General features: G+C 38.0%; 22 protein-coding genes. All 22 read left to right on the top strand.

Annotated elements, in window-relative coordinates:
- Positions 1 to 15: 15 nt before the first annotated feature.
- The 22 genes from sucD (at position 16) to AC3WTA_RS06670 (ending at position 25,534) form a co-directional block, all read left to right on the top strand.
- On the top strand, positions 16 to 918 hold the full coding sequence (sucD, locus tag AC3WTA_RS06775; RefSeq protein WP_000115178.1) for a succinate--CoA ligase subunit alpha: 903 nt from the start codon (positions 16 to 18) through the stop codon (positions 916 to 918).
- Positions 919 to 1,005: 87 nt separating this feature from the next.
- A complete protein-coding gene (gene dprA, locus AC3WTA_RS06770) occupies positions 1,006 to 1,869 on the top strand; it encodes a DNA-processing protein DprA (protein ID WP_000818022.1) in 864 nt (287 codons plus the stop codon).
- Between the two features lie 150 nt (positions 1,870 to 2,019).
- A complete protein-coding gene (topA, locus tag AC3WTA_RS06765; RefSeq protein ID WP_001286953.1) occupies positions 2,020 to 4,098 on the top strand; it encodes a type I DNA topoisomerase in 2,079 nt (692 codons plus the stop codon).
- A gap of 48 nt (positions 4,099 to 4,146) precedes the next feature.
- Entirely contained in the window at positions 4,147 to 5,451 is a 1,305-nt protein-coding gene (trmFO, locus tag AC3WTA_RS06760) for an FADH(2)-oxidizing methylenetetrahydrofolate--tRNA-(uracil(54)-C(5))-methyltransferase TrmFO (protein WP_000211997.1), read from the top strand.
- A gap of 65 nt (positions 5,452 to 5,516) precedes the next feature.
- Positions 5,517 to 6,416 carry a tyrosine recombinase XerC gene (xerC, locus tag AC3WTA_RS06755; RefSeq protein ID WP_001101249.1) on the top strand — a complete coding sequence of 300 codons (900 nt, stop codon included), beginning with the start codon at positions 5,517 to 5,519 and terminating at the stop codon, positions 6,414 to 6,416.
- A gap of 42 nt (positions 6,417 to 6,458) precedes the next feature.
- A complete protein-coding gene (hslV, locus tag AC3WTA_RS06750) occupies positions 6,459 to 7,001 on the top strand; it encodes an ATP-dependent protease proteolytic subunit HslV (RefSeq protein ID WP_000526271.1) in 543 nt (180 codons plus the stop codon).
- A gap of 22 nt (positions 7,002 to 7,023) precedes the next feature.
- Positions 7,024 to 8,415 (top strand): ATP-dependent protease ATPase subunit HslU, encoded by a 1,392-nt coding sequence (hslU, locus tag AC3WTA_RS06745; protein ID WP_000550070.1) that lies wholly within the window; start codon positions 7,024 to 7,026, stop codon positions 8,413 to 8,415.
- Between the two features lie 77 nt (positions 8,416 to 8,492).
- Complete coding sequence (gene codY, locus AC3WTA_RS06740; RefSeq protein WP_000421290.1) at positions 8,493 to 9,272, top strand: GTP-sensing pleiotropic transcriptional regulator CodY; 780 nt, start codon at positions 8,493 to 8,495, stop codon at positions 9,270 to 9,272.
- Between the two features lie 349 nt (positions 9,273 to 9,621).
- A complete protein-coding gene (gene rpsB / locus AC3WTA_RS06735; protein WP_000111484.1) occupies positions 9,622 to 10,323 on the top strand; it encodes a 30S ribosomal protein S2 in 702 nt (233 codons plus the stop codon).
- Between the two features lie 103 nt (positions 10,324 to 10,426).
- Complete coding sequence (gene tsf, locus AC3WTA_RS06730; protein WP_001018585.1) at positions 10,427 to 11,314, top strand: translation elongation factor Ts; 888 nt, start codon at positions 10,427 to 10,429, stop codon at positions 11,312 to 11,314.
- A 66-nt stretch (positions 11,315 to 11,380) separates the two neighbouring features.
- A complete protein-coding gene (gene pyrH, locus AC3WTA_RS06725) occupies positions 11,381 to 12,103 on the top strand; it encodes a UMP kinase (protein ID WP_000042667.1) in 723 nt (240 codons plus the stop codon).
- Positions 12,104 to 12,105: 2 nt separating this feature from the next.
- On the top strand, positions 12,106 to 12,663 hold the full coding sequence (gene frr / locus AC3WTA_RS06720; RefSeq protein ID WP_000531506.1) for a ribosome recycling factor: 558 nt from the start codon (positions 12,106 to 12,108) through the stop codon (positions 12,661 to 12,663).
- Positions 12,664 to 12,748: 85 nt separating this feature from the next.
- Entirely contained in the window at positions 12,749 to 13,525 is a 777-nt protein-coding gene (gene uppS, locus AC3WTA_RS06715) for an undecaprenyl pyrophosphate synthase (protein WP_000971311.1), read from the top strand.
- A 17-nt stretch (positions 13,526 to 13,542) separates the two neighbouring features.
- The gene (gene cdsA / locus AC3WTA_RS06710) at positions 13,543 to 14,334 is read left to right on the top strand and encodes a phosphatidate cytidylyltransferase (RefSeq protein WP_000813578.1); all 792 of its coding nucleotides are present in this window, start codon (positions 13,543 to 13,545) and stop codon (positions 14,332 to 14,334) included.
- A gap of 23 nt (positions 14,335 to 14,357) precedes the next feature.
- The gene (gene dxr / locus AC3WTA_RS06705; RefSeq protein ID WP_000790369.1) at positions 14,358 to 15,500 is read left to right on the top strand and encodes a 1-deoxy-D-xylulose-5-phosphate reductoisomerase; all 1,143 of its coding nucleotides are present in this window, start codon (positions 14,358 to 14,360) and stop codon (positions 15,498 to 15,500) included.
- A 17-nt stretch (positions 15,501 to 15,517) separates the two neighbouring features.
- A complete protein-coding gene (gene rseP / locus AC3WTA_RS06700; protein ID WP_001090237.1) occupies positions 15,518 to 16,774 on the top strand; it encodes an RIP metalloprotease RseP in 1,257 nt (418 codons plus the stop codon).
- A gap of 109 nt (positions 16,775 to 16,883) precedes the next feature.
- The gene (locus AC3WTA_RS06695) at positions 16,884 to 18,584 is read left to right on the top strand and encodes a proline--tRNA ligase (RefSeq protein ID WP_000814331.1); all 1,701 of its coding nucleotides are present in this window, start codon (positions 16,884 to 16,886) and stop codon (positions 18,582 to 18,584) included.
- A gap of 124 nt (positions 18,585 to 18,708) precedes the next feature.
- Positions 18,709 to 23,010 (top strand): PolC-type DNA polymerase III, encoded by a 4,302-nt coding sequence (locus AC3WTA_RS06690; protein WP_000060007.1) that lies wholly within the window; start codon positions 18,709 to 18,711, stop codon positions 23,008 to 23,010.
- A gap of 333 nt (positions 23,011 to 23,343) precedes the next feature.
- The gene (gene rimP / locus AC3WTA_RS06685) at positions 23,344 to 23,814 is read left to right on the top strand and encodes a ribosome maturation factor RimP (RefSeq protein WP_000359098.1); all 471 of its coding nucleotides are present in this window, start codon (positions 23,344 to 23,346) and stop codon (positions 23,812 to 23,814) included.
- Positions 23,815 to 23,831: 17 nt separating this feature from the next.
- Complete coding sequence (gene nusA / locus AC3WTA_RS06680) at positions 23,832 to 24,938, top strand: transcription termination factor NusA (RefSeq protein ID WP_000102596.1); 1,107 nt, start codon at positions 23,832 to 23,834, stop codon at positions 24,936 to 24,938.
- Positions 24,939 to 24,949: 11 nt separating this feature from the next.
- Positions 24,950 to 25,222 (top strand): RNase P modulator RnpM, encoded by a 273-nt coding sequence (gene rnpM / locus AC3WTA_RS06675; protein WP_000071127.1) that lies wholly within the window; start codon positions 24,950 to 24,952, stop codon positions 25,220 to 25,222.
- Complete coding sequence (locus tag AC3WTA_RS06670; RefSeq protein ID WP_001286521.1) at positions 25,223 to 25,534, top strand: YlxQ family RNA-binding protein; 312 nt, start codon at positions 25,223 to 25,225, stop codon at positions 25,532 to 25,534.
- Positions 25,535 to 25,536: the final 2 nt, after the last annotated feature.

Raw genomic sequence — 25,536 nt, 5'->3', positions numbered from 1 at the left:
AAGCGGGGGAGAAAAATGAGCGTATTAGTTAATAAAGATACAAAAGTTATTGTTCAAGGTATTACAGGTTCTCAAGGTTTATTCCACACAAAACAAATGATTGAATACGGTACGAAAATTGTCGGTGGTGTAACGCCAGGTAAAGGTGGCACTGATATTGAAGGTGTACCAGTATTTGATACTGTAGAAGATGCAGTGAAAGCAACAGGCGCAAATGCTTCAGTTGTATACGTTCCACCCGCTTTTGCGGCTGATGCAATTATGGAAGCAGTTGATGCAGAAATCGATTTAGTAGTATGTATTACTGAAGGAATTCCTGTATTAGATATGGTAAATGTAAAGAGATATATGGCGGGTAAACATACACGTTTACTTGGACCAAACTGTCCTGGTGTTATTACGCCTGATGAATGCAAAATTGGTATTATGCCAGGGTACATTCATAAAAAAGGTCATGTAGGTATCGTATCTCGCTCTGGTACATTAACGTATGAGGCTGTACATCAGTTAACACAAGAAGGTATTGGCCAATCTACTGCTGTAGGTATCGGTGGGGACCCAGTTAACGGTACGGACTTTATTGATGCGTTAAAAGCATTTAATGAAGATGAAGAAACGCATGCTGTAATTATGATTGGTGAAATCGGTGGTACAGCAGAAGAAGAGGCAGCTGAATGGGTGAAAGCTAATATGACAAAACCTGTTGTAGGCTTCATTGGTGGCCAAACAGCGCCTGCTGGCAAACGTATGGGCCATGCTGGTGCAATCATTTCTGGTGGTAAAGGAACTGCTGCAGAAAAGATTAAAACGATGGAAGCTTGTGGTATTAAAGTAGCGGAAACTCCAGCGGTTATGGGCGAAACGCTAATCTCTGTCTTAAAAGAAAAAGGTCTATTTGAGACTTGTAAAAACTACTAATCTGTTGAAAGACACCTTCTTGCTTGAAGGTGTCTTTTTACGCAATTCTTGTTTACATAATAAAAATTATGGGTAAGGAGAATTAAGATGAAAAGAGAACGATTATTACATCTTCATTATTTTTTAGCGGATCATTGGAAGGCGATGGAAAGACTACTATATGTCGATCCTGAATTGAAGGGAATATACACGTTTAATACAAAACAAATGGAATACTACACTGGAATATCCTCGAAAAAATCTTCAGAATTAGTAAATTTTCTTCAAAGTTCAAATCTCCCGCAATATATATCTTATTTAGAAAAAAATCGAATCTTTTATATGACTATATGGGATGAAGATTATCCACAATTATTACGTGAAATACAAGATCCCCCCTTTGTGTTATATGGAAAAGGAGAGAAGAGTTTTCTCAATAAAGCGAATAAATTAGCGGTTATTGGAACGAGAGAACCGACTTTATATGGACATGAGAGTTTAAAATTTATTTTACACCCATTATTAGAAAGGGAATGGCTTATTGTCAGTGGGTTTGCAAGAGGGATAGATACAATGTCTCATGAAATTACAGTAAGACGGCATTGCCCGACTATTGCAATACTAGGACATGGATTATCGTATATGTATCCAAAAGAGAATAGACATTTATATGAAACGTGGAATGAATATATATTGTTATTAACAGAGTATCCGCCGCACTATGCACCGAAAAAATGGTATTTTCCAAAAAGGAACCGGATTATTAGTGGTATAAGTAAGGGTGTTTTAGTTGTAGAAGCGAAATCAAGAAGTGGAACACTTATTACTGCGGACCTTGCTTTAGAGCAAAATAGAGAGGTATTTGCACTTCCTGGACCTATATTTATAGATAGTGCATCAGGAACGAATCATTTGATTCAACAAGGAGCAAAACTAGTAAGAAATGCAGAAGATATCTTGGAAGAGGTTTGAAATTAACCTTATATTTTTATGTTTTTATTAAACAATTATTGACAAATGGTAGATAGGCGCTGTATGGTATATTCATTCTTGATTGACAAAAACAAGAGAAATCAATAAGATTGATGAAGACTTGAATCCACCTCTTAAGGAGGCACTAGCATGTCAGATTACCTCGTAATCGTGGAGTCGCCTTCTAAGGCGAAGACCATTGAGAAATATTTAGGGAAAAAATACAAAGTTGTCGCGTCTATGGGACACGTTCGCGATTTACCTAAAAGCCAAATGGGGATAGAAGTAAAGAACAACTTCACCCCGAAGTATATTACCATTCGTGGTAAAGGTCCCGTCTTAAAAGATTTAAAATCAGCGGCCAAAAAAGCAAAGAAAGTCTATCTCGCGGCCGATCCAGACCGCGAAGGGGAAGCAATTGCTTGGCATTTAGCCAATACGTTAAATGTGGACGTTGAATCAGATTGTCGAGTTGTGTTTAATGAGATTACAAAAGATGCAATAAAAGAATCATTTAAACACCCTCGTGCGATTAATATGGATTTAGTAGATGCACAACAAGCAAGGCGTATACTAGATCGTCTGGTTGGTTACAATATTAGTCCTTTATTATGGAAGAAAGTAAAAAAAGGATTAAGTGCAGGACGCGTACAATCTGTAGCAGTTCGTTTAATTATCGAACGTGAAAAAGAAATTCAAATCTTTGAGCCTGAAGAATTCTGGACAATTAAGACAGAATTTGTGAAGGGGAAAGACACATTTGAAGCAAGCTTTTACGGTGTAGATGGTGAAAAAGTTCAATTAACGAATGAAACGCAAGTGAATGAAATAATTGAACAGATGAAAGATAATGCGTTTTCAGTTGAAAATGTAACGCGAAAAGAGCGAAAACGTAATCCTGCATTACCGTTTACAACATCTTCCTTGCAACAAGAGGCAGCGCGTAAGTTAAACATGCGAGCAAAGAAAACAATGATGCTCGCGCAGCAATTGTATGAAGGTATAGATCTTGGAAAGCAAGGGACTGTAGGTCTTATTACGTATATGAGAACTGACTCAACACGTATCTCAGAAACAGCTCAAACAGAGGCGCGTACTTACATTACTGAGGCGTTTGGTGCGGAATACATAGGGACAGAAAAGAAGAAAGAAACGAAAAAGTCGAACGCGCAAGATGCGCATGAGGCAATTCGTCCTACTTCGGTAATGAGAAGGCCAGAGGAACTAAAGAGTTTCTTAAGTCGTGATCAACTTCGGTTGTATAAACTGATTTGGGAGCGATTTGTTGCAAGTCAAATGGCGTCTGCTATAATGGATACTGTGACAGCTAGACTCATTAATAACAATGTTCAGTTCCGTGCAAGTGGATCGGTTGTAAAGTTTCCAGGATTTATGAAAGTGTATGTAGAGTCGAAAGATGACGGGGCTGAAGAAAAGGATAAAATGTTGCCACCTTTAGAAGTAGGGGAAACGGTATTTTCGAAGGATTTAGAACCGAAGCAACATTTTACACAACCTCCGCCGCGCTATACAGAGGCTCGTCTAGTAAGAACACTTGAAGAGCTTGGAATTGGAAGACCGTCGACTTACGTGCCGACACTTGAAACGATTCAAAAACGTGGATACGTAGGTTTGGATAATAAACGCTTCGTTCCAACTGAACTTGGTGAAATAGTAATTGAACTTATTTTAGAGTTTTTCCCAGAAATTATTAACATTGAATTTACTGCTAACATGGAGCAAAGTCTTGATGAAGTAGAAGAAGGAAATGCGAATTGGGTAAAAATTGTTGATGATTTCTACGTAGGCTTTGAACCGCGTTTAGAAAAAGCGGAAAAAGAAATGCGTGAAGTGGAAATTAAAGATGAACCAGCTGGGGAAGACTGTGAATTGTGTGATCACCCAATGGTCTTTAAAATGGGTAAATACGGGAAATTTATGGCTTGTTCGAATTTCCCAGATTGTCGTAATACAAAACCGATTGTGAAAGAAATCGGTGTTACTTGTCCGAAGTGTGATAAAGGTCAAATTATTGAACGCCGTAGTAATAAAAAGAAACGTCTTTTCTATGGATGCGGTACGTATCCAGAGTGTGACTTTGTATCTTGGGATAAACCAATTGGTCGTAAATGTCCGAAGTGCGAAGGTATGCTTGTAGAGAAGAAGTTGAAAAAAGGCGTGCAAGTACAATGTATTTCGTGTGATTATGAAGAAGAACAACAAATGTGAGCGTAACTGCTCACATTTTTTTCGGGAAGAAAAGGAAAGGTGATAAATATGACAACACAAGTAGTAAACGTCATTGGCGCAGGTCTTGCAGGAAGTGAAGCAGCTTACCAAATTGCAAAACGTGGTGTCCAAGTAAAATTATATGAAATGAGACCAGTAAGGCAAACGCCAGCTCATCACACAGATAAATTTGCAGAGTTAGTATGCAGTAACTCGCTTCGCGCAAACACATTAACAAACGCTGTTGGTGTTATTAAAGAAGAAATGCGTTTAATGGACTCTGTTATTATTCGTGCAGCTGATGAGTGCTCTGTACCAGCAGGAGGGGCTTTAGCTGTAGATCGTCATGAATTTGCGGCAAAGGTAACGGAGTATGTGAAAAACCATCCGAACGTAACTGTAATGAATGAAGAAATTACTGAAATTCCAGAAGGACCTACTGTTATCGCGACAGGTCCACTTACGTCTCCTGATCTTGCTGCACAATTAAAAGAATTAACAGGTGAAGATTATTTTTATTTCTATGATGCTGCAGCACCGATTGTTGAGAAAGACAGCATTGATATGAATAAAGTATATTTAAAGTCTCGTTACGATAAAGGTGAAGCTGCATATTTAAACTGCCCAATGACGGAAGAGGAATTTGACCGTTTTTACGAGGCTTTAATTGCTGCTGAAACAGTACCTTTAAAAGAATTTGAAAAAGAAATTTTCTTTGAAGGTTGTATGCCGGTAGAAGTTATGGCAAGTAGAGGAAGACAGACGCTAGTATTTGGACCGATGAAACCTGTTGGATTAGAAGATCCGAAAACAGGAAAAACGCCATATGCTGTTGTTCAGTTACGTCAAGATGATGCAGCAGGAACGTTATACAATATCGTAGGTTTCCAAACGCATTTAAAGTGGGGACCACAAAAAGAAGTGTTACAGTTGATTCCAGGACTGGAAAACGCAGAGATTGTACGTTATGGTGTAATGCATCGTAATACGTTTATTAATTCACCTAACTTGCTTCGTCCAACATATCAATATAAACAACGTGATGATTTATTCTTCGCTGGTCAAATGACTGGAGTAGAGGGATATGTTGAATCAGCGGCGTCAGGATTACTAGCGGGTATTAACGCTGCTCGACTTGTGAAAGGTGAAGAACCGGTTGTGTTACCGCCTGTAACTGCAATGGGAAGTATGGCGAATTATATTACTGCGACAAACGCGAAAAACTTCCAGCCAATGAATGCAAACTTCGGTTTGTTTGCACCGTTAGAGAAGAAAGTTAAGAGGAAAGCAGAACGAAATGAAGCATATGCAACACGCGCTTTAGAAACAATTCAAAATTTTGTAAATATTTAGTTAAATTTCTTGCAAAGGCTACTAAGTTGTGATACGATTTAGTAGCCTTTATTGAGGTGAATTGTGTGAATGTGAAGAAATTGTTACAATTATTCGTTGGATATTTACAAATTGAAAGAAATTATTCAAAATATACAATTGCAAGTTATCAAAATGATTTAGAACATTTTGTGCAATTTATGGAGCGAGAAGGCATATCCTCTTTTTTAGATGTTACATACACGGATGTTCGTTTGTACTTAACGACGTTGCACGATGAAAAGTTAGCCCGTAAATCTGTCGCAAGAAAAGTATCAAGCTTACGAAGTTTATATCGTTTTTTGATGCGTGAAGGTTATCGGAAAGATAATCCGTTTGCACTTGCGTCACTCCCCAAAAAAGAATTGTCAATCCCAAAGTTTTTATATGCTGAAGAATTAGAGGAATTATTTGAAGTTGCTGATACGGAAACGCCGCTAGGTCAAAGGAATCAAGCTTTATTAGAGTTGATGTATGCGACTGGAATCCGTGTGAGTGAATGTGTCAATTTACAACTTACCGATATTGACTTCGCGGTGGGAACAATTTTAGTAATGGGAAAAGGAAAAAAACAAAGGTATATTCCGTTCGGAAGCTATGCGCAAGATGCTTTAATTACTTATATAGAGAACGGGAGAAAACAGTTAGCTCACAAAACTGAAGAACACTCTCATATGGTATTTTTAAATGCGAAAGGCACGCCGCTAACAAGTCGAGGGGTACGTTATGTATTAAACGAACTCATTAAGAAGGCTTCACTGACAATGCGGATAAGTCCCCATATGTTAAGGCATACATTTGCTACACACATGTTAGATGAAGGGGCAGATTTACGTACTGTACAGGAGCTACTTGGTCATGAGAATTTGTCGACAACACAAATTTATACGCATGTCTCTAAAGAAAGATTGCGTTCGGTCTACATGAAGCATCACCCGCGGGCATAAATTGCTTTTAAAGCTATAAAAACATATAAAGGAGTTTTTTCTATGGGAAATTTCCACGCTACAACGATATTTGCAGTTCATCATAATGGAGAATGTGCAATGGCTGGAGATGGTCAGGTGACAATGGGAAATGCAGTTGTAATGAAACATACAGCTCGTAAAGTCCGTAAACTTTTCCAAGGGAAAGTTTTAGCTGGCTTTGCAGGTTCCGTTGCTGACGCATTTACTCTTTTTGAAATGTTTGAAGGGAAATTAGAAGAGTACAATGGGAACTTGCAGCGTGCTGCAGTTGAGATGGCAAAACAATGGCGTGGCGACAAAATGTTACGTCAGCTAGAAGCGATGCTCATTGTCATGGATAAAACAACTATGCTTCTTGTTTCAGGTACAGGAGAAGTGATTGAACCGGATGATGGTATTTTAGCGATTGGATCTGGTGGGAATTATGCGCTTTCTGCAGGTCGTGCTTTAAAGCAATATGCAAGTGAACATTTAACAGCGAAGCAAATTGCGAAAGCGAGTTTAGATATTGCTGGCGATATTTGTGTTTATACAAACCACAATATAATTGTGGAAGAATTGTAGAATCGTAAGGGAGGCATTTTATATGCATTTACATTTTACTCCGCGTCAAATTGTGGAAAAATTAGATCAATACATTATCGGTCAAAAAGATGCGAAGAAAGCGGTTGCTGTAGCTTTAAGAAATCGATATCGTCGAAGTAAATTAGCTGAAAATCTACGTGATGAAATTGCACCTAAAAATATTTTAATGATTGGACCGACAGGTGTTGGTAAAACAGAGGTAGCACGACGAATGGCGAAACTCGTTGGAGCACCTTTTATTAAGGTTGAAGCTACCAAATTTACAGAAGTTGGATATGTAGGTAGAGATGTAGAATCGATGGTACGTGACCTTGTGGAAACGTCAGTTCGTATCGTGAAAGAAGAAATGGTAATTAAAGTACAAGACAAAGCAGAAGAACAAGCGAACCAACGTCTTGTTGAAATTTTAGTACCGAGTCCGGAGAAACAATCTGGATTTAAAAACCCATTAGAAATGCTATTTGGCGGTGCTCAAAATTCAAATCAAACATCGGATGCACAGGAAGATGTTGAAATCGAAAAGAAACGTCAAGATGTGGAAAGAAAGCTTGCTGCAGGACTTCTTGAAGATGAAATTGTATCGATTGAAGTGACTGAGCAACAGTCTTCCATGTTCGATATGTTACAAGGAACTGGCATGGAACAAATGGGAATGAATTTCCAAGATGCATTAGGAAGTTTTATGCCGAAAAAAACAAAAAAACGTAAACTTTCTGTGAAAGAAGCAAGAAAACTCTTGACAAATGAGGAAGCACAGCGCTTAATTGATATGGATGAAGTTACACAAGAGGCTGTTTATCGTGCTGAACAGCTCGGGATTATTTTTATCGATGAAATTGACAAAATTGCTGGTAAGCAGTCGAATAGCGTAGATGTATCACGTGAAGGTGTGCAACGTGACATTTTACCAATTGTAGAAGGATCGAATGTTGCGACAAAATACGGATCAGTAAAAACGGATTATATTTTATTCGTTGCAGCTGGAGCGTTTCATATGTCTAAACCGTCGGATTTAATTCCGGAACTGCAAGGGAGATTTCCGATTCGAGTAGAATTAACAAAATTATCGACAGATGATTTTGTTAAAATATTAATCGAGCCTGACAATGCGTTAATTAAACAATATATGGCTTTATTAGCGACTGAAGGTATAGAAATTGAATTTTCAGACGAAGCTATTCGTAAGATTGCTGAGATTGCTTATCAAGTTAATCAGGATACAGATAATATTGGAGCAAGAAGACTTCATACGATTATGGAGAAACTCCTTGAAGATTTATCGTTTGAAGCATCTGAAATTACGTTAGAGAAAATAACGATAACACCTCAATACGTTGAGGAGAAATTAGCAACGATTGCTAAAAATAAAGATGTGAGCCAGTTTATTTTGTAATAGTGTCATCAGGTGACTCGCCCTAGTTTCCAAGTGATGAAAAAATATGTAAGTAACATGTAGGAGGAACTTTTGAAATGGAATTATTAGCAAAAACAAGAAAATTAAATGCGTTATTACAGAGCGCAGCAGGAAAGCCTGTAAACTTTAGAGAAATGTCTGACACAATGTGTGAAGTAATCGAAGCGAACGTATTCGTAGTAAGCCGTCGTGGTAAATTACTAGGTTATGCAATTCACCAACAAATTGAGAATGAGCGTATGAAACAAATGCTTGCAGAGCGTCAATTCCCGGAAGAATACACGCAAAGCTTATTCAACATTACAGAAACATCTTCAAACTTAGATGTAAACAGTGCTTACACAGCATTCCCAGTAGAAAATAGAGAATTATTCGGTCAAGGTTTAACTACAATCGTACCAATCGTTGGTGGCGGTGAGCGTCTAGGCACATTAGTGTTAGCTCGTCTTGGTCAAGAGTTCTTAGACGATGATTTAATCCTTGCTGAATACAGTTCAACTGTAGTAGGTATGGAAATCTTACGTGAAAAAGCAGAAGAAATCGAAGAGGAAGCACGTAGTAAAGCTGTTGTTCAAATGGCAATTAGCTCATTATCTTACAGTGAGTTAGAAGCAATCGAGCATATCTTCGAAGAATTAAATGGAACAGAAGGTTTACTTGTTGCAAGTAAAATTGCTGATCGCGTAGGAATTACTCGTTCTGTAATCGTAAATGCACTTCGTAAATTAGAGAGTGCTGGTGTTATTGAGTCTCGCTCTTTAGGTATGAAAGGAACATACATTAAAGTGCTAAATGACAAGTTTCTACAGGAACTTGCTAAATTAAAAACAAACTAATTTATAAAACTCTCCTCATTTTTTGAGGAGAGTTTTTTTGTATAAAAGATTGATGTTGTTTGTAAATAGCGTCATAATCGTATTTTTCGGAAAAGCTATGAATTGAATTTTATTTTTTTGCTTAAAGGAAATACAGGTTGGTAATACTAGAATTCGAGTGTGAACAAAGAAAGTTTTACATTGTTCGCATTTTCGACTTGATTGTAATATTTCAGTATGATATAGTAAGCAGTGGTGTCAGTACAAAGTACACACGTTTACTGATTTAAGTGTTGGTGCTACGTTTGTAGTTTCGCTTAGAGATGAAGTAAACGGAGGATATCAAAAACCATTTAGGAGGAACTATATTATGTCAGTAATTTCTATGAAGCAATTGCTTGAAGCTGGTGTTCATTTCGGACATCAAACTCGTCGTTGGAACCCAAAAATGAAGCGTTACATTTTCACAGAGCGTAACGGTATCTACATCATCGACTTACAAAAAACTGTGAAAAAAGTTGAGGAAGCTTACAGAACGATGCGTGACATCGCTGCTGAAGGCGGAGACATCTTATTCGTAGGTACTAAAAAACAAGCACAAGAAGCTATTAAAGAAGAAGCAACTCGTGCTGGTATGTACTTCGTTAACCAACGTTGGTTAGGTGGAACTTTAACAAACTTCCAAACAATCCAAAAGCGTATCAAGCGTCTTAAAGACATTGAAAAAATGCAAGAAGATGGTACTTTCGAAGTACTTCCTAAGAAAGAAGTTGTTCAACTTAAAAAAGAGTTAGAGCGTCTTGAGAAATTCTTAGGCGGTATTAAAGATATGAAAGGTCTTCCAAGTGCATTATTCGTAGTAGACCCTCGTAAAGAGCGTATTGCAGTTGCTGAAGCACGCAAATTACACATTCCAATCATCGGTATCGTTGATACAAACTGTGATCCAGACGAAATCGATCACGTTATCCCAGCAAACGATGATGCAATTCGTGCTGTAAAACTTCTTACATCTAAAATGGCAGACGCGATCCTTGAAGCAAAACAAGGTGAAGAAACTGTTACTGCGTAACAAATTTGGAAAGGTGATAAGGGGTTCGGCCTTTTATCACCTTTTTTAAGGTATAAACACCTTTATAAAAGGTATAAATACATATTTTAGGAGGATGAAAAATATGGCAATCACTGCACAAATGGTAAAAGAACTTCGTGAAAAAACAGGCGCAGGTATGATGGACTGCAAAAAAGCTTTAACTGAGACTAATGGCGACATGGAGAAAGCAATTGACTTCTTACGTGAAAAAGGTATTGCAAAAGCTGCTAAAAAAGCAGACCGCATCGCTGCTGAAGGTTTAACTTTCATCGAAACAAACGGTAACGAAGGTTTAATCTTAGAATTAAACTCTGAAACTGATTTCGTTGCGAAAAACGAAGGTTTCCAAGCATTAATTAAAGAATTAGCTGCTCACTTATTAGCTAACAAACCAGCTAACATTGAAGAAGCTATGGCTCAAACAATTGAAGGCGGCAAAACAGTAGAAGAGCACATCAACGAAGCAATCGCTAAAATTGGTGAAAAACTTACACTTCGTCGTTTCGAAATCGTAACAAAAACTGATGCTGATGCATTCGGCGCTTACCTACACATGGGTGGACGTATTGGTGTATTAACAGTTCTTGAAGGTTCTACTGACGAAGCTGCTGCTAAAGATGTAGCAATGCACATCGCAGCAGTTAACCCTAAATACATCGACCGCGATGCTGTAACAGCTGAAGAAGTTGAGCATGAGCGTCAAGTATTAACACAACAAGCTTTAAACGAAGGCAAGCCTGAAAAAATCGTTGCAAAAATGGTTGAAGGCCGTCTTGGCAAATTCTTCGAAGAAATTTGCTTACTTGACCAAGCATTCGTTAAAAACCCTGATATGAAAGTTCGTCAGTTCGTTGAGTCAAAAGGCGGAACATTAAAAGGATTCGTTCGCTACGCTGTTGGTGAAGGTATCGAAAAACGCGAAGACAACTTTGCTGAAGAAGTAATGAACCAAGTAAAAGGTAGTAACTAATACAGATTAGGGAACACATTGTGTTCCCTTTTTTAAAATAAAGATGTAAGCAATTGGAGGTTCATTATGAGTAAACCGAAATATAATCGTGTCGTATTAAAGCTAAGCGGAGAAGCGTTAGCTGGCGAACAAGGATTTGGAATTAACCCATCTGTTATTAAATCAGTTGCGGAACAAGTGAAAGAAATTGCAGAACTTGATGTAGAAGTTGCTGTTGTTGTTGGTGGCGGAAACATTTGGCGTGGAAAAATCGGAAGTGAAATGGGAATGGATCGTGCTGGAGCGGATTACATGGGTATGTTAGCAACAGTTATGAACTCATTAGCTCTTCAAGATAGCCTGGAGAACATTGGAATTCAAACTCGTGTTCAAACTTCAATCGAAATGCGTCAAGTAGCAGAGCCTTACATTCGTCGTAAAGCAGTTCGTCATCTAGAGAAAAAACGTGTTGTGATCTTTGCAGCAGGTACAGGTAACCCATATTTCTCTACAGATACAACAGCAGCACTACGTGCAGCGGAAATCGAAGCAGACGTTATCTTAATGGCGAAAAACAATGTAGATGGCGTATATAATGCAGATCCATCTCTTGACCCAACAGCTACGAAATACGAAACACTTACTTACTTAGATGTATTAAAAGAAGGTTTAGGTGTAATGGATTCAACAGCTTCTTCTTTATGTATGGACAATGATATTCCATTAATTGTATTCTCAGTTATGGAAAAAGGTAACATTAAACGTGCCGTTTTAGGCGAAAATATCGGAACAGTTGTAAGGGGGAAATAAATATGGGACAACAAGTATTGAAGTCTTCAAATGAAAAAATGGAAAAAGCAGTTGCTGCTTACTCTCGTGAATTGGCAACAGTTCGCGCAGGTCGTGCAAGCTCGTCTGTATTAGATAAGGTACAAGTTGATTACTATGGTGCACCAACACCTGTTGTGCAATTAGCGAACATTACAGTTCCAGAAGCACGTTTACTTGTAATTCAACCTTATGATAAAACTTCTATCGGTGATATTGAAAAAGCAATCTTAAAAGCAGATTTAGGCTTAAATCCTTCTAATGATGGAACTGTAATTCGTATTGCATTCCCTGCATTAACAGAAGAGCGTCGTCGCGATCTTGTAAAAGTTGTGAAAAAATATGCTGAAGAAGCAAAAGTTGCTGTTCGTAACGTACGTCGTGACAGTAACGATGATCTTAAGAAGCTTGAAAAAGCTGGCGATATTACAGAAGATGATTTAAGAGGATATACTGAAGATATCCAAAAAGAAACAGATAAATATATTGCAAAAGTTGACGAAATCGCAAAAAACAAAGAAAAAGAAATCATGGAAGTGTAATAGCGATACCTTCGCAAATATGACCCTCTTCTTAAGGGGGTCTTTTTACACTTTTAGGCATACGTCTGCTTGCTGGAGGGTATGAATGATGTTTAAAAACTTTCCTTTTTTTAAAAGTAAAAAGGTCGCATCGTTTGATCATCTCGTTGAAAAAGTGAAAAAAGGATACATCCCAGAACATATTGCCATCATTATGGATGGTAATGGAAGATGGGCAAAGAGGAGAGCGATGCCTCGTATTGCGGGACATCATGAAGGCATGCAAGTTGTAAAGAAAATCACAAAATTTGCAAGCAAACTTAATGTGAAAGTATTAACTCTTTATGCTTTTTCAACTGAGAACTGGAAAAGACCGAAAAAGGAAGTTGACTATTTAATGAGGCTTCCAGAAGAATTTCTAGGTACATTTTTACCAGAATTGATTGAAGAGAACGTACAAGTCCGAGTAATAGGACAACAAGATCGTCTTCCTACGCATACACGCAGAGCGATGGAAAAGGCCATGGAAGATACGAAAGAGAATACGGGATTAATTCTTAATTTCGCGTTAAACTATGGAAGTCGAGATGAAATCGTTTCTGCTGTGCAACATATGGTGAAAGATAGTGAGGAAGGAAAAATTCGTGTTGAAGATGTAAGTGAAGAAATGCTTTCTTCTTATTTAATGACGAGTTCTTTACCTGACCCAGAGTTGTTAATCCGTACGAGCGGAGAGCTACGTATTAGTAATTTCATGTTATGGCAAATTGCATATTCGGAATTTTGGTTTACAGATGTGTATTGGCCAGATTTTACCGAGGAACATTTGCTAAATGCGATTACAGACTTTCAGCATAGAGGGCGCAGATTCGGAGGCGTGTAGAAAGAGAGGGTTTGGTAGTGAAACAGAGAATTATTACTGGAGTGGTTGCTGCCGCGCTATTCATTCCCATCGTAATTTACGGTGGCGTGCCTTTTACGGTTTTAGTGTATGCACTTGCTTCTATAGGTTTATATGAATTAATTCGTATGAATAAGCTTACGCTTATTTCAATACCAACAGTTTTAGCTGCAGTATTATTATGGATTATTTTAATTCCAAGTAGTGCATCAGAACTGTTTACGCAGATTGGATTAGGTAAATTAGAAATCACATTTGTGATTGTTTTATTACTTTTATCATATACAGTCCTTTCTAAGAATACATTTACTTTTGACAATGCTTCATTTTTACTAATGGCAACAACATATGTTGGAATGGGATTCCTATATTTGAATGAAACGAGAATATTAGGAATTAAATATGTGTTTTGTGCATTATTTGTTATATGGGCTACTGATTCAGGCGCATATTTCGTAGGAAAGGCATTAGGAAAGAGGAAGTTGTGGCCAGAAATTAGTCCAAATAAAACGATTGAAGGTTCGTTAGGTGGCATCGTTTGTGGAATTATTGTGGCACTTGTTTACAATATGTTCTTCCCAGTTGAGGCTAATGTAGGGATTTTAATTGTGTTGACAATTATCATTTCTATTTTTGGACAAATTGGTGATTTAGTACAATCTGCATTTAAACGTCATTATGGCGTAAAGGATTCAGGTACAATTTTACCTGGACATGGTGGTATATTAGATCGAACAGATAGTTGGTTATTCGTTTTACCAATTCTCTACTTCTTATTACAATACAATTAATAAATGAACGAGGGGTTGGAGTCATGAAAAACATTAGTTTATTAGGTGCAAGCGGATCAATTGGTACACAAACTTTAGATGTATTACGCTCGCACCCAGACCAATTCCGTCTCGTTGCTTTTTCTGTAGGGAAAAATATTGACTACGCAGTAAAGGTAATTCAAGAATTTTCTCCGCAAATCGTCTCTGTGCAAAGAGAGGAAGATGTTTTAAAATTACAAGCTGTCTCTGGTAATACAAAAGTTGTATATGGTAGTGAAGGGCTTTTAGAAGTAGCATTACATCCAGATGCGGAGATTGTAGTAAATGCTGTTGTAGGTAGCGTAGGGTTGTTACCAACACTTCGTGCAATTGAGGCGAAAAAAACAATTGGAATTGCAAACAAAGAAACGTTAGTAACTGCAGGGCATCTTGTAATGGAAGCGGCACGAAAACATAATGTTTCGTTACTTCCAGTAGATAGTGAACATTCAGCTATTTTTCAATGTTTGAATGGTGAAAATGAAAAAAGAATTTCTCGACTAATTATAACGGCTTCCGGTGGAAGTTTCCGTGATAAAACGAGAGATGAATTGCATCATGTGACCGTAGAAGATGCGCTTCGACATCCAAACTGGTCAATGGGTTCGAAAATTACAATTGATTCTGCTACAATGATGAATAAGGGGCTAGAAGTAATTGAAGCACATTGGCTTTTTGGTATCCCTTATGAGCAAATCGATGTTGTTTTACATAAAGAAAGTATTATCCATTCTATGGTTGAATTTGAAGATCGTAGTGTAATGGCACAGCTTGGCTCACCTGATATGCGAGTACCAATTCAATACGCACTTACATATCCTGATCGATTGCCTCTATCAGACACAAAACAGTTAAACTTATGGGAAATAGGGACGTTGCATTTTGAGAAAATGAACCAAGAACGATTCCGTTGCCTACGTTTTGCGTATGAAGCTGGAAAAACAGGTGGAAGTATGCCAGCTGTAATGAACGCAGCGAATGAAGTAGCTGTTGAAGCTTTTTTACAAAAGAGAATTGGTTTCTTAACAGTGGAAGACCTCATTGAAAAAGCAATGAACCATCACAATGTCATTGCACGTCCGAGCTTAGAGGAAATTCTGGAAATTGATGCAGCCACAAGACGGTTTGTGATGGAACAAATTTAGCAAAGGTGGTTATGGAATTGAATACAGCGATTGCCTTTATATTAATTTTCGGTGCACTCGTATTTTTCCATGAGCTAGGGCATCTATATTTCGCAAAAAGAGCAGGTATTTTATGCCGTGAGTTTGCGATTGGTTTTGGTCCGAAAATATTCTCATTTGAAAAGAATGAAACGGTGTATACGATTCGATTACTGCCTCTTGGTGGCTATGTAAGAATGGCTGGCGAAGATGCAGACACAGTTGAGTTAAAGCCTGGAAAAAAGGTTGGCCTTGTATTAAATGAAAAAGACGAGGTTGCGAAATTAGTTTTTGATGGATATGAAAAGTATCCAAATGTTCGTGTCATTGAAGTCGAACAAGCTGATTTAGAGCATAATTTAACAATTTCGGGCTATGAAGAGTACGAGGAAGAGCTTCAAACATTCCGAGTGAATGAAAAGGCTCGTATTATTACTGCTGGTGAAGAAATACAAATTGCTCCGTATAATAGGCAGTTCGGCTCCAAGAAATTGGGTCAACGTGCCTTAACAATCTTTGCAGGTCCTGCAATGAACTTCATTTTAGCATTTGTTATTTTTGTGATTCTTGGATTTGTACAAGGTGTTCCTGTTGACAAGCCAATGGTCGGAAAAATAATGGAAAATAGTGCAGCCGAGCAAGCTGGATTAAAAGAAAATGATACAATTCAAGCAATCGATGGGAAAAACACAAGTACATGGAAAGATGTTGTTACCATTGTACGTGAAAACCCAAATAAAGAAATTACGTTACAAGTAAAGCGTGATAGTGAACAGTTTAATGTAAAAGTAACGCCAACGCTCGATAAAGAAGGAAAAGACGAAGTAGGTAGAATTGGTGTTTACTCTCCAGTAGAGAAAACAGTAATGGGTTCTATTAAATCAGGATTTGAACAAACATACCAATGGACAAAACTAATTTTTGATTCACTTGTGAAATTAGTAACTGGTCAATTCTCTATTAATGAGTTGTCAGGTCCAGTGGGAATTTATAATCTAACAGATCAAGTTGTAGATTATGGATTTACGCGTGTATTAAGTTTAGCAGCAGTTTTAAGTATTAACCTTGGTTTATTTAATTTACTACCAGTCCCTGCTTTAGACGGTGGACGTTTGTTCTTCTTCTTAATTGAAGCGTTACGAGGGAAACCAATTGACCGCCAAAAAGAAGGAATGGTTCACTTTATTGGTTTTGCATTATTAATGTTACTTATGTTAGTTGTAACTTGGAATGACATTCGTAAGTTTTTCTTGTAAAATAAAGTGAAACTTATAATGAAATAGAGCTCGTAGAATAAAATCCCTCACCTAACTCGAGGTGAGGGGTTTTACTGCGTGTAAGAGTAAAATGAAGAGGTGCGAATAAATGAAACAAAGTATGGTATTCAGTCCTACATTACGTGAAGTTCCAGCTGATGCGGAGATTAAGAGTCATCAGTTATTACTTCGTGCAGGTTTTATGCGTCAAAATGCTTCTGGTATTTATAGTTTTCTACCATTTGGATTAAAAGTACTACACAAAGTAGAACGTATCGTTCGAGAAGAAATGGAGCGCGCAGGAGCTGTAGAATTATTAATGCCAGCGATGCAAGCTGCAGAATTATGGCAAGAATCAGGCCGTTGGTATTCTTACGGATCTGAATTAATGCGTATGAAAGATCGTAACGCTCGTGAATTCGCATTAGGAGCGACACATGAAGAAGTAATTACGGATCTTGTACGTGATGAAGTGAAATCATATAAAAAATTACCGTTAACATTGTATCAAATTCAAACAAAATTCCGTGATGAACAAAGACCGCGTTTTGGTTTATTACGTGGAAGAGAGTTTCTAATGAAAGATGCATACTCTTTCCATGCTACACAAGAGAGCTTAGATGAAGTATACGATCGCTTATACAAAGCATACTCTAACATTTTTGCTCGTTGTGGCTTGAATTTCCGTGCAGTTATTGCTGACTCTGGAGCAATGGGCGGAAAAGATACGCATGAATTTATGGTATTATCTGAAGTTGGTGAAGATACAATTGCATACTCTGATACATCTAATTATGCAGCAAACATCGAAATGGCTCCTGTGGTAGCTACGTATACGAAGAGTGATGAAGCAGAAAAGGCACTTAAAAAAGTAGCAACACCAGATCAAAAAGCAATTGAAGAAGTATCTGCATTCTTAAACATTGAAGCTGACAAGTGCATTAAGTCTATGGTATTTAAAGTAGATGAAAAATTAGTAGTTGTACTTGTTCGTGGTGATCATGAAGTAAACGATGTAAAAGTGAAAAACGTATACGGCGCTTCAGTTGTTGAGCTTGCTTCTCATGAAGAAGTGAAAGAATTATTAAACTGTGAAGTTGGTTCTTTAGGACCGATTGATGTAACAGGTGATATCGAAATTATCGCTGACCATGCTGTAGCATCAATTGTTAACGGATGTTCAGGAGCAAACGAAGAAGGATTCCATTATGTAAATGTAAATCCAGAACGCGACTTTAAAGTAAGTCAATATACAGATTTACGCTTCATTCAAGAAGGAGACCGATCTCCAGACGGAAATGGAACAATTCTTTTCGCACGCGGAATTGAAGTTGGTCATGTATTCAAATTAGGAACACGTTATAGTGAAGCAATGAACGCAACATTCCTAGATGAAAACGGAAAAACACAACCACTTATTATGGGTTGTTACGGTATCGGTGTATCTCGTACAGTGGCAGCAATCGCAGAGCAGTTTAATGATGAGAACGGTTTAGTTTGGCCAAAAGCTGTAGCACCATTCCATGTGCATGTAATTCCAGTAAATATGAAATCTGATGCGCAACGTGAAATGGGTGAAAACATCTACAACTCATTACAAGAGCAAGGGTACGAAGTATTACTAGATGATCGTGCAGAACGTGCAGGTGTTAAATTTGCAGATGCAGATTTATTCGGCCTTCCAGTTCGCGTGACAGTTGGTAAAAAAGCAGACGAAGGTATTGTAGAAGTGAAAGTACGTGCTACAGGCGAGTCTGAAGAAGTGAAAGTAGAAGAACTTCAAACATACATTGCAAATATTTTAAAATAAGAAGAGGTACCTCGTAATGAGGTACCTTCTCTTTCTTTGTAAACGTATTTTGTAAAAGAAGTAGGGAGAAATCTTTCTTTGTAGTACGTTTCAATTTATAATAGCAAATGGAAGGAGAGTGCTTATGTCTTTAACAAATGAACAACAAGAGCGATTTCAAATTTTGCTCCAGCAGTTGCAAATACCAGACGACCTTATAAATCAATATTTACAAGGTGGTGGTATTGAAAGGCTCGTTATTGATAAATCGAATAAAAGTTGGCATTTTGATTTACAAGTGCCACGTATTTTGCCTACAGAATTATATGAATTGCTAGAAACAAAGCTTAAGCAATCATTTTCTCATATTGCAAGAACAACATTTGCATTAGAAACAGAGAATAAACAATTTACAGAAGAAGAAGTGAGGGCGTATTGGCCGCTTTGTACGGAACGAATTACATTTTCACCTATGTTTGCTTACTTAAAGAAGCAGCTTCCGCAGGTGAATGGAGTGAAGTTGCTAATAAATGTGAATAATGAGCTGGAATCTACTGCTTTAAAGAAAAACGTTGCGAAACCAGTAGGGGATCAATACGAAACTTTTGGATTCCCGCGTTTTCAGTTAGACACACATATACAGCAAAATACAGAAGAAATGCAAAAGTTTCGTGAGCAAACGCAGCAAGAAGATCGTGAACGTGTTATACAAGCTATGGAAGAAATGGCGAAGAAGCAAGCTGAAGAAAGTAGCGTTGTGCATGAAGGACCGGTTGTACTCGGATATCTTATTAAGCCGGATGAAGAGATTACACCGATGCGAGAAATTCAAGATGAAGAAAGAAGAAAAACAGTTCAAGGGTACGTCTTCCATGTAGAAACGAAAGAGCTGCGTAGTGGCCGTACGTTATTAACTTTAAAAATAACAGACTATACGGATTCAATTATGATCAAAATGTTCTCGCGTGACAAAGAAGATATTCCAATGCTGCAATCCTTGAAAAAAGGAATGTGGGTGAAAGCGCGTGGTTCTGTTCAAAATGATACATTCGTTCGAGATTTAGTAATGATTGCAAATGATATAAATGAAATAACAGGACCGTCTCGTAAAGATAAAGCGCCAGAAGGTGAAAAACGTGTAGAGCTGCATCTTCATACACCGATGAGCCAAATGGACGCTGTTACTCCTATTTCTAGACTTGTTGCCCAAGCAGGTAAATGGGGACATGAGGCAATCGCTGTTACAGACCATGCTGTTGCGCAGTCTTTCCCAGAGGCATATTCTGCGGGTAAAAAGGCTGGGGTTAAAGTTATATATGGTGTAGAAGCGAATCTAGTTAATGATGGTGTACCGATTGCATATAACGAAGCGCATCGTTTACTTGCTGAGGAAACGTATGTTGTTTTCGACGTTGAGACGACAGGTTTATCAGCTGTATATGATACTGTTATCGAGTTAGCGGCTGTAAAAGTAAAAGGTGGCGAAATTATTGACCGCTTTGAATCTTTCGCAAATCCACATCAACCATTATCTGCGACGATTATTGAATTAACAGGTATTACAGATGATATGTTAACGGATGCACCAGAAGTGGACGAAGTGTTTAAAAAGTTTGAAGAATGGATGGGCGACCATACACTTGTTGCTCATAACGCAAGTTTTGATATGGGCTTTATTAACGTAGGTTTTAAAAAGGCTGGACTAGAAAAAACGAATAATCCTGTTATTGATACGTTAGAACTTGCAAGATTCTTATTCCCGGAAATGAAAAACCATCGATTAAATACGATGTGTAAAAAGCTTGATATTGAATTAACGCAACATCACCGTGCGATTTATGATACAGAAGCAACGGGATACTTACTTGTGAAAATGTTAAAAGATGTGATTGAAAAGGGATTTGAATATCACGATCAATTAAATGATAGCATGGGGCAAGGGGATGCGTATAAGCGTGGACGTCCAAGTCATATGACGTTACTTGCCACATCAGATGTAGGGTTGAAAAATTTATATAAACTTGTTTCCTATTCTCACCTAAATTATTTTTATCGTGTACCACGAGTACCAAGGTCACTATTAAAAAAATATCGTGAAGGAATTTTAGTAGGAACGGCTTGTGATAAAGGTGAAGTGTTTGAGGCGATGATGCAAAAAGCTCCTGAAGAGGTAGAAGAAATTGCGCAGTTCTATGATTATATTGAAGTAATGCCTCCAGAGGTGTTACGTCATTTAGTAGAACGTGAACTTGTTCGAGATGAGGGACAATTAAAAACAATTATTTCTAACTTAGTAAAACTAGGTGAGACGTTAGATAAACCAGTTGTTGCTACAGGAAACGTGCATTATATAGATCCAGAGGATGCGATGTATCGCAAAATTTTAGTCAGTTCGCAGGGCGGAGCCAATCCGTTAAACCGACATTCTTTACCACCTGTACATTTCCGTACAACGGATGAAATGTTAGAGTGTTTTTCATTCTTAGGTGAAGACGTAGCGAAAGAAATTGTTGTAACGAATACACAGAAGATTGCATCATTAATTGGTGATGTTCATCCAGTGAAAGATGATCTATATACACCGAAAATTGAAGGTGCAGATGATGAGACGCGTGACATGAGTTATAAAATGGCGCGTAGCATTTATGGTGAAGAGTTACCTGAAATTGTAGAAGCGCGTTTAGAAAAAGAATTAAAAAGTATTATTGGGCATGGATTCGCCGTAATTTATTTAATTTCACATAAGCTCGTAAAAAAATCATTAGTAGACGGATATTTAGTAGGTTCGCGTGGATCGGTAGGTTCATCATTCGTTGCAACGATGATGGAAATTACAGAAGTAAACCCATTACCACCACACTATGTATGTCCGAAGTGTAAGCAATCAGAATTCTTTAATGATGGTTCTGTAGGTTCTGGTTTTGACTTGCCGGATAAAGAATGTCCTGCATGTAATGTTCCATACGTGAAAGATGGACATGATATTCCGTTCGAAACGTTCCTTGGATTTAAAGGAGATAAGGTACCCGATATCGATCTGAACTTCTCCGGGGAATACCAACCACGTGCCCATAACTATACGAAAGTACTGTTCGGTGAAGATTATGTATACCGTGCGGGTACAATAGGTACAGTTGCGGAAAAAACGGCTTATGGATATGTAAAAGGTTATGCAAATGATCATAATTTAACGATTCGAAATGCAGAGATTGACCGCTTAGTAGCAGGATGTACGGGCGTAAAACGTACAACCGGACAGCATCCAGGTGGTATTATCGTTGTGCCAGATTACATGGATATCTTTGATTTCTCACCAATTCAGTTTCCGGCGGATTCAATAGGGGCTGAGTGGAGAACGACACACTTTGATTTCCACTCCATTCATGATAATTTATTGAAACTTGATATACTAGGACACGATGATCCGACTGTTATTCGTATGTTACAAGATTTAAGTGGTATTGATCCGAAAACAATCCCAACAGACGATCCGGAAGTAATGAAAATTTTCTCAGGCCCGGAATCGTTAGGGGTAACGGAAGAACAAATTAACTGTAAAACAGGTACGCTTGGTATACCAGAGTTTGGTACGAAATTCGTAAGGCAGATGTTAGAAGAGACGAAACCTACGACATTCTCTGAGTTAGTCCAAATTTCTGGACTATCACATGGTACAGACGTATGGCTTGGTAATGCAAACGAGTTAATTTATAACGGTACATGTACGCTGAGTGAAGTTATCGGTTGTCGTGATGACATCATGGTATATTTAATCTATCAAGGTTTAGACCCATCATTAGCCTTCAAAATCATGGAGTCAGTTCGTAAAGGTAAAGGTGTACCGGAAGAATGGGAAGATGACATGAAAAGTAATAATGTACCAGGTTGGTATATTGATTCATGTAAGAAAATAAAGTACATGTTCCCTAAAGCCCATGCGGCTGCTTACGTACTTATGGCTGTACGTATTGCATACTTTAAAGTACATTTCGCGCTTCTATTCTATGCGGCATACTTTACAGTTCGTGCAGATGACTTTGATATAGAGGCGATGGCGAAAGGTTCAGCATCTATACGTGTAAGAATTGATGAAATTGCGCAAAAAGGTTTGGATGCAGCGCCGAAAGAGAAAAGTTTATTAACAGTACTAGAAATGACACTTGAAATGTGTGAGCGTGGATACTCATTCCAAAAGGTTGATTTATACCGTTCGCATGCAACAGAATTTATTATTGATGGGGATACTTTAATTCCTCCATTTAATGCAGTGCCTGGACTTGGTACAAATGCAGCTTTAAGTATTGTAGAAGCACGCAAAAATGGAGATTTCTTATCAAAAGAAGATTTACAGCAGCGCAGTAAGGTTTCGAAAACAATTATTGAGTATTTAGATAGTCAAGGTTGCTTAGGCGATCTACCTGATCAAAACCAGTTATCACTGTTCTAATAGGTAGGAAAAGTCTTTGCAAATCAACATTTGCTATGGTATACTATTAACCGAGATAACCATGTCATGTATATTGTGTAAAAAAAAGAGTGGGGAAACCCACTCTTTCGTGTTACTATCTACGTTTTATTGATGTGGAGAGGTAAGAAATTTCTGTCGTATATACATATTTTGTTACAAGTTTTACTTCTTAAATTTGGTAATACTAAGACAGATATTCCCTGCTTAACGGCAGGGGCTTTTGTTAGCTAACGAGAAAGAATAAGATGGACCGTTTTTATGGACGGGGTCTTTTCTTGTAAATGGTACATGGCGGCAGGAAGGAGGCTGTTTATGGATAAGAAAGTCACAGAAGTTGTAGAAGCATTTGCGCAGCCAATCGTTGAAGAGTTAAATCTTGAACTTGTAGATGTAGAGTATGTGCAAGAAGGACAAGACTGGTTCTTACGCGTATTCATCGATTCTGAAAAGGGAGTCGACATTGAAGAATGCGGTGCGGTAAGTGAACGTTTAAGCGAAGCTTTAGATAAAGAGGATCCAATTCCTCATCTTTACTTTTTGGATGTATCATCTCCTGGAGCGGAACGCCCATTAAAGAAAGAGAAAGACTTCCAGCAAGCGGTAGGAAAACAAGTGGCAATTAAAACATATGAGCCGATTGATGGTGAAAAAATGTTTGAAGGAAAGCTACTTTCCTACGATGGTACTACAATTACATTATTATTAACAATTAAAACACGTAAAAAAGAAATCCAAATTCCAATGGATAAAGTTGCAAATGCGCGACTTGCTGTTACGTTTTAGTTAGAAGGGGGATCTTCATGAGCACTGAGTTGTTAGATGCCTTGCTCGTATTAGAGTCAGAAAAAGGAATCAGCAAAGATATTATTATTGATGCGATTGAAGCAGCGTTAATCTCTGCTTATAAACGCAATTTTAATCAAGCACAAAACGTTCGTGTGAGCTTTAACCCAGAAGTGGGAACAATTCAAGTTTTAGCACGTAAAGACGTTGTAGATAATGTGTTTGATCCACGTCTTGAAATTTCTGTTGAAGAAGCAAGACAAATTAATCCAAACTATCAAGATGGTGACGTACTAGAGATTGAAGTAACACCAAAAGATTTCGGTCGTATTGCAGCACAAACTGCAAAACAGGTTGTAACACAACGAGTGCGCGAAGCAGAGCGTGGTGTTATTTACTCTGAGTTTAGTGACCGTGAAGAAGATATCATGGTGGGTATCGTACAACGTCAAGATGCTCGTTTTATCTATGTAAGCTTAGGGAAAGTAGAAGCTTTATTACCTGTAAGTGAGCAAATGCCAAACGAACAGTACAAACCACATGATCGTATTCGCGTATTCATTACGAAAGTAGAAAAAACAACAAAAGGACCACAAATTTACGTATCACGTACACATCCTGGTCTTTTAAAACGTTTATTCGAAATGGAAGTTCCTGAAATTTATGATGGAACTGTTGAAATTCGTTCTGTAGCACGTGAAGCTGGCGATCGTTCTAAAATTTCTGTACATGCAGAGAACATTGATGTTGATCCAGTAGGTTCTTGTGTAGGACCGAAAGGACAACGTGTACAACGCATTGTAGACGAATTAAAAGGCGAAAAGATTGACATCGTTCGCTGGTCAAATGATCCAGTAGAATATGTTGCAAATGCTTTAAGCCCATCACAAGTTGTTAAAGTTCTTGTAGATGAAGAAGAAAAAGCAACAACTGTTGTTGTTCCAGACCACCAACTGTCATTAGCTATTGGTAAGCGTGGACAAAATGCACGTCTTGCAGCTAAATTAACAGGTTGGAAAATTGATATTAAGAGTGAGTCTGATGCGAAACAACTTGGTATTGTAACAGAAGAAGATAGCGTAATCGCATTCGGATTCGATTCAGTTGAAGACGAAATCGAATAGAGGTGATGAGTATGAGCAATCGAAAAGTTCCGTTACGAAAATGTGTTGCAACGCAAGAAATGAAATCAAAACGAGAGCTCGTTCGCATTGTTCGTTCCAAAGAGGGAGAAGTGTCCATTGATTTAACTGGAAAGAAATCAGGACGAGGTGCTTATTTATCAAAAGATAAAGAAAGTATTCTTCAAGCCCAAAAGAAAAATGTTTTGGAACATCATCTAAAAGCGAAAATCGACGGTTCTCTATACGAAGAGCTTCTTGAGCTTGTTGAGAAGGAGTCGAAATAAGTGTCCGATTGGAAATCGTTTTTAGGACTAGCAAACCGGGCTCGGAAAATTATTTCGGGTGAAGAACTTGTTTTAAAAGAAGTACGAAGTGGCAAAGCAAAACTTGTATTGCTATCTGAAGATGCGTCAGCAAATACTACAAAACGCATCACGGATAAAGCGACGTATTACAACGTACCAATGAGAAAGGTCGAAAATCGACAACAATTAGGGCATGCGATTGGGAGAGACGAGCGAGTCGTTGTAGCTGTGTTAGATGAGGGCTTTGCGAAAAAGCTGCGTAGCATGCTCGATACAAATTACCGGGGGTGAAG

It is taken from the genome of Bacillus sp. EB106-07-01-XG149 (genome assembly GCF_058791555.1).
Note: the sequence above shows the minus strand (reverse complement) of the source record. Positions and strands in the feature narration are given on the sequence as shown.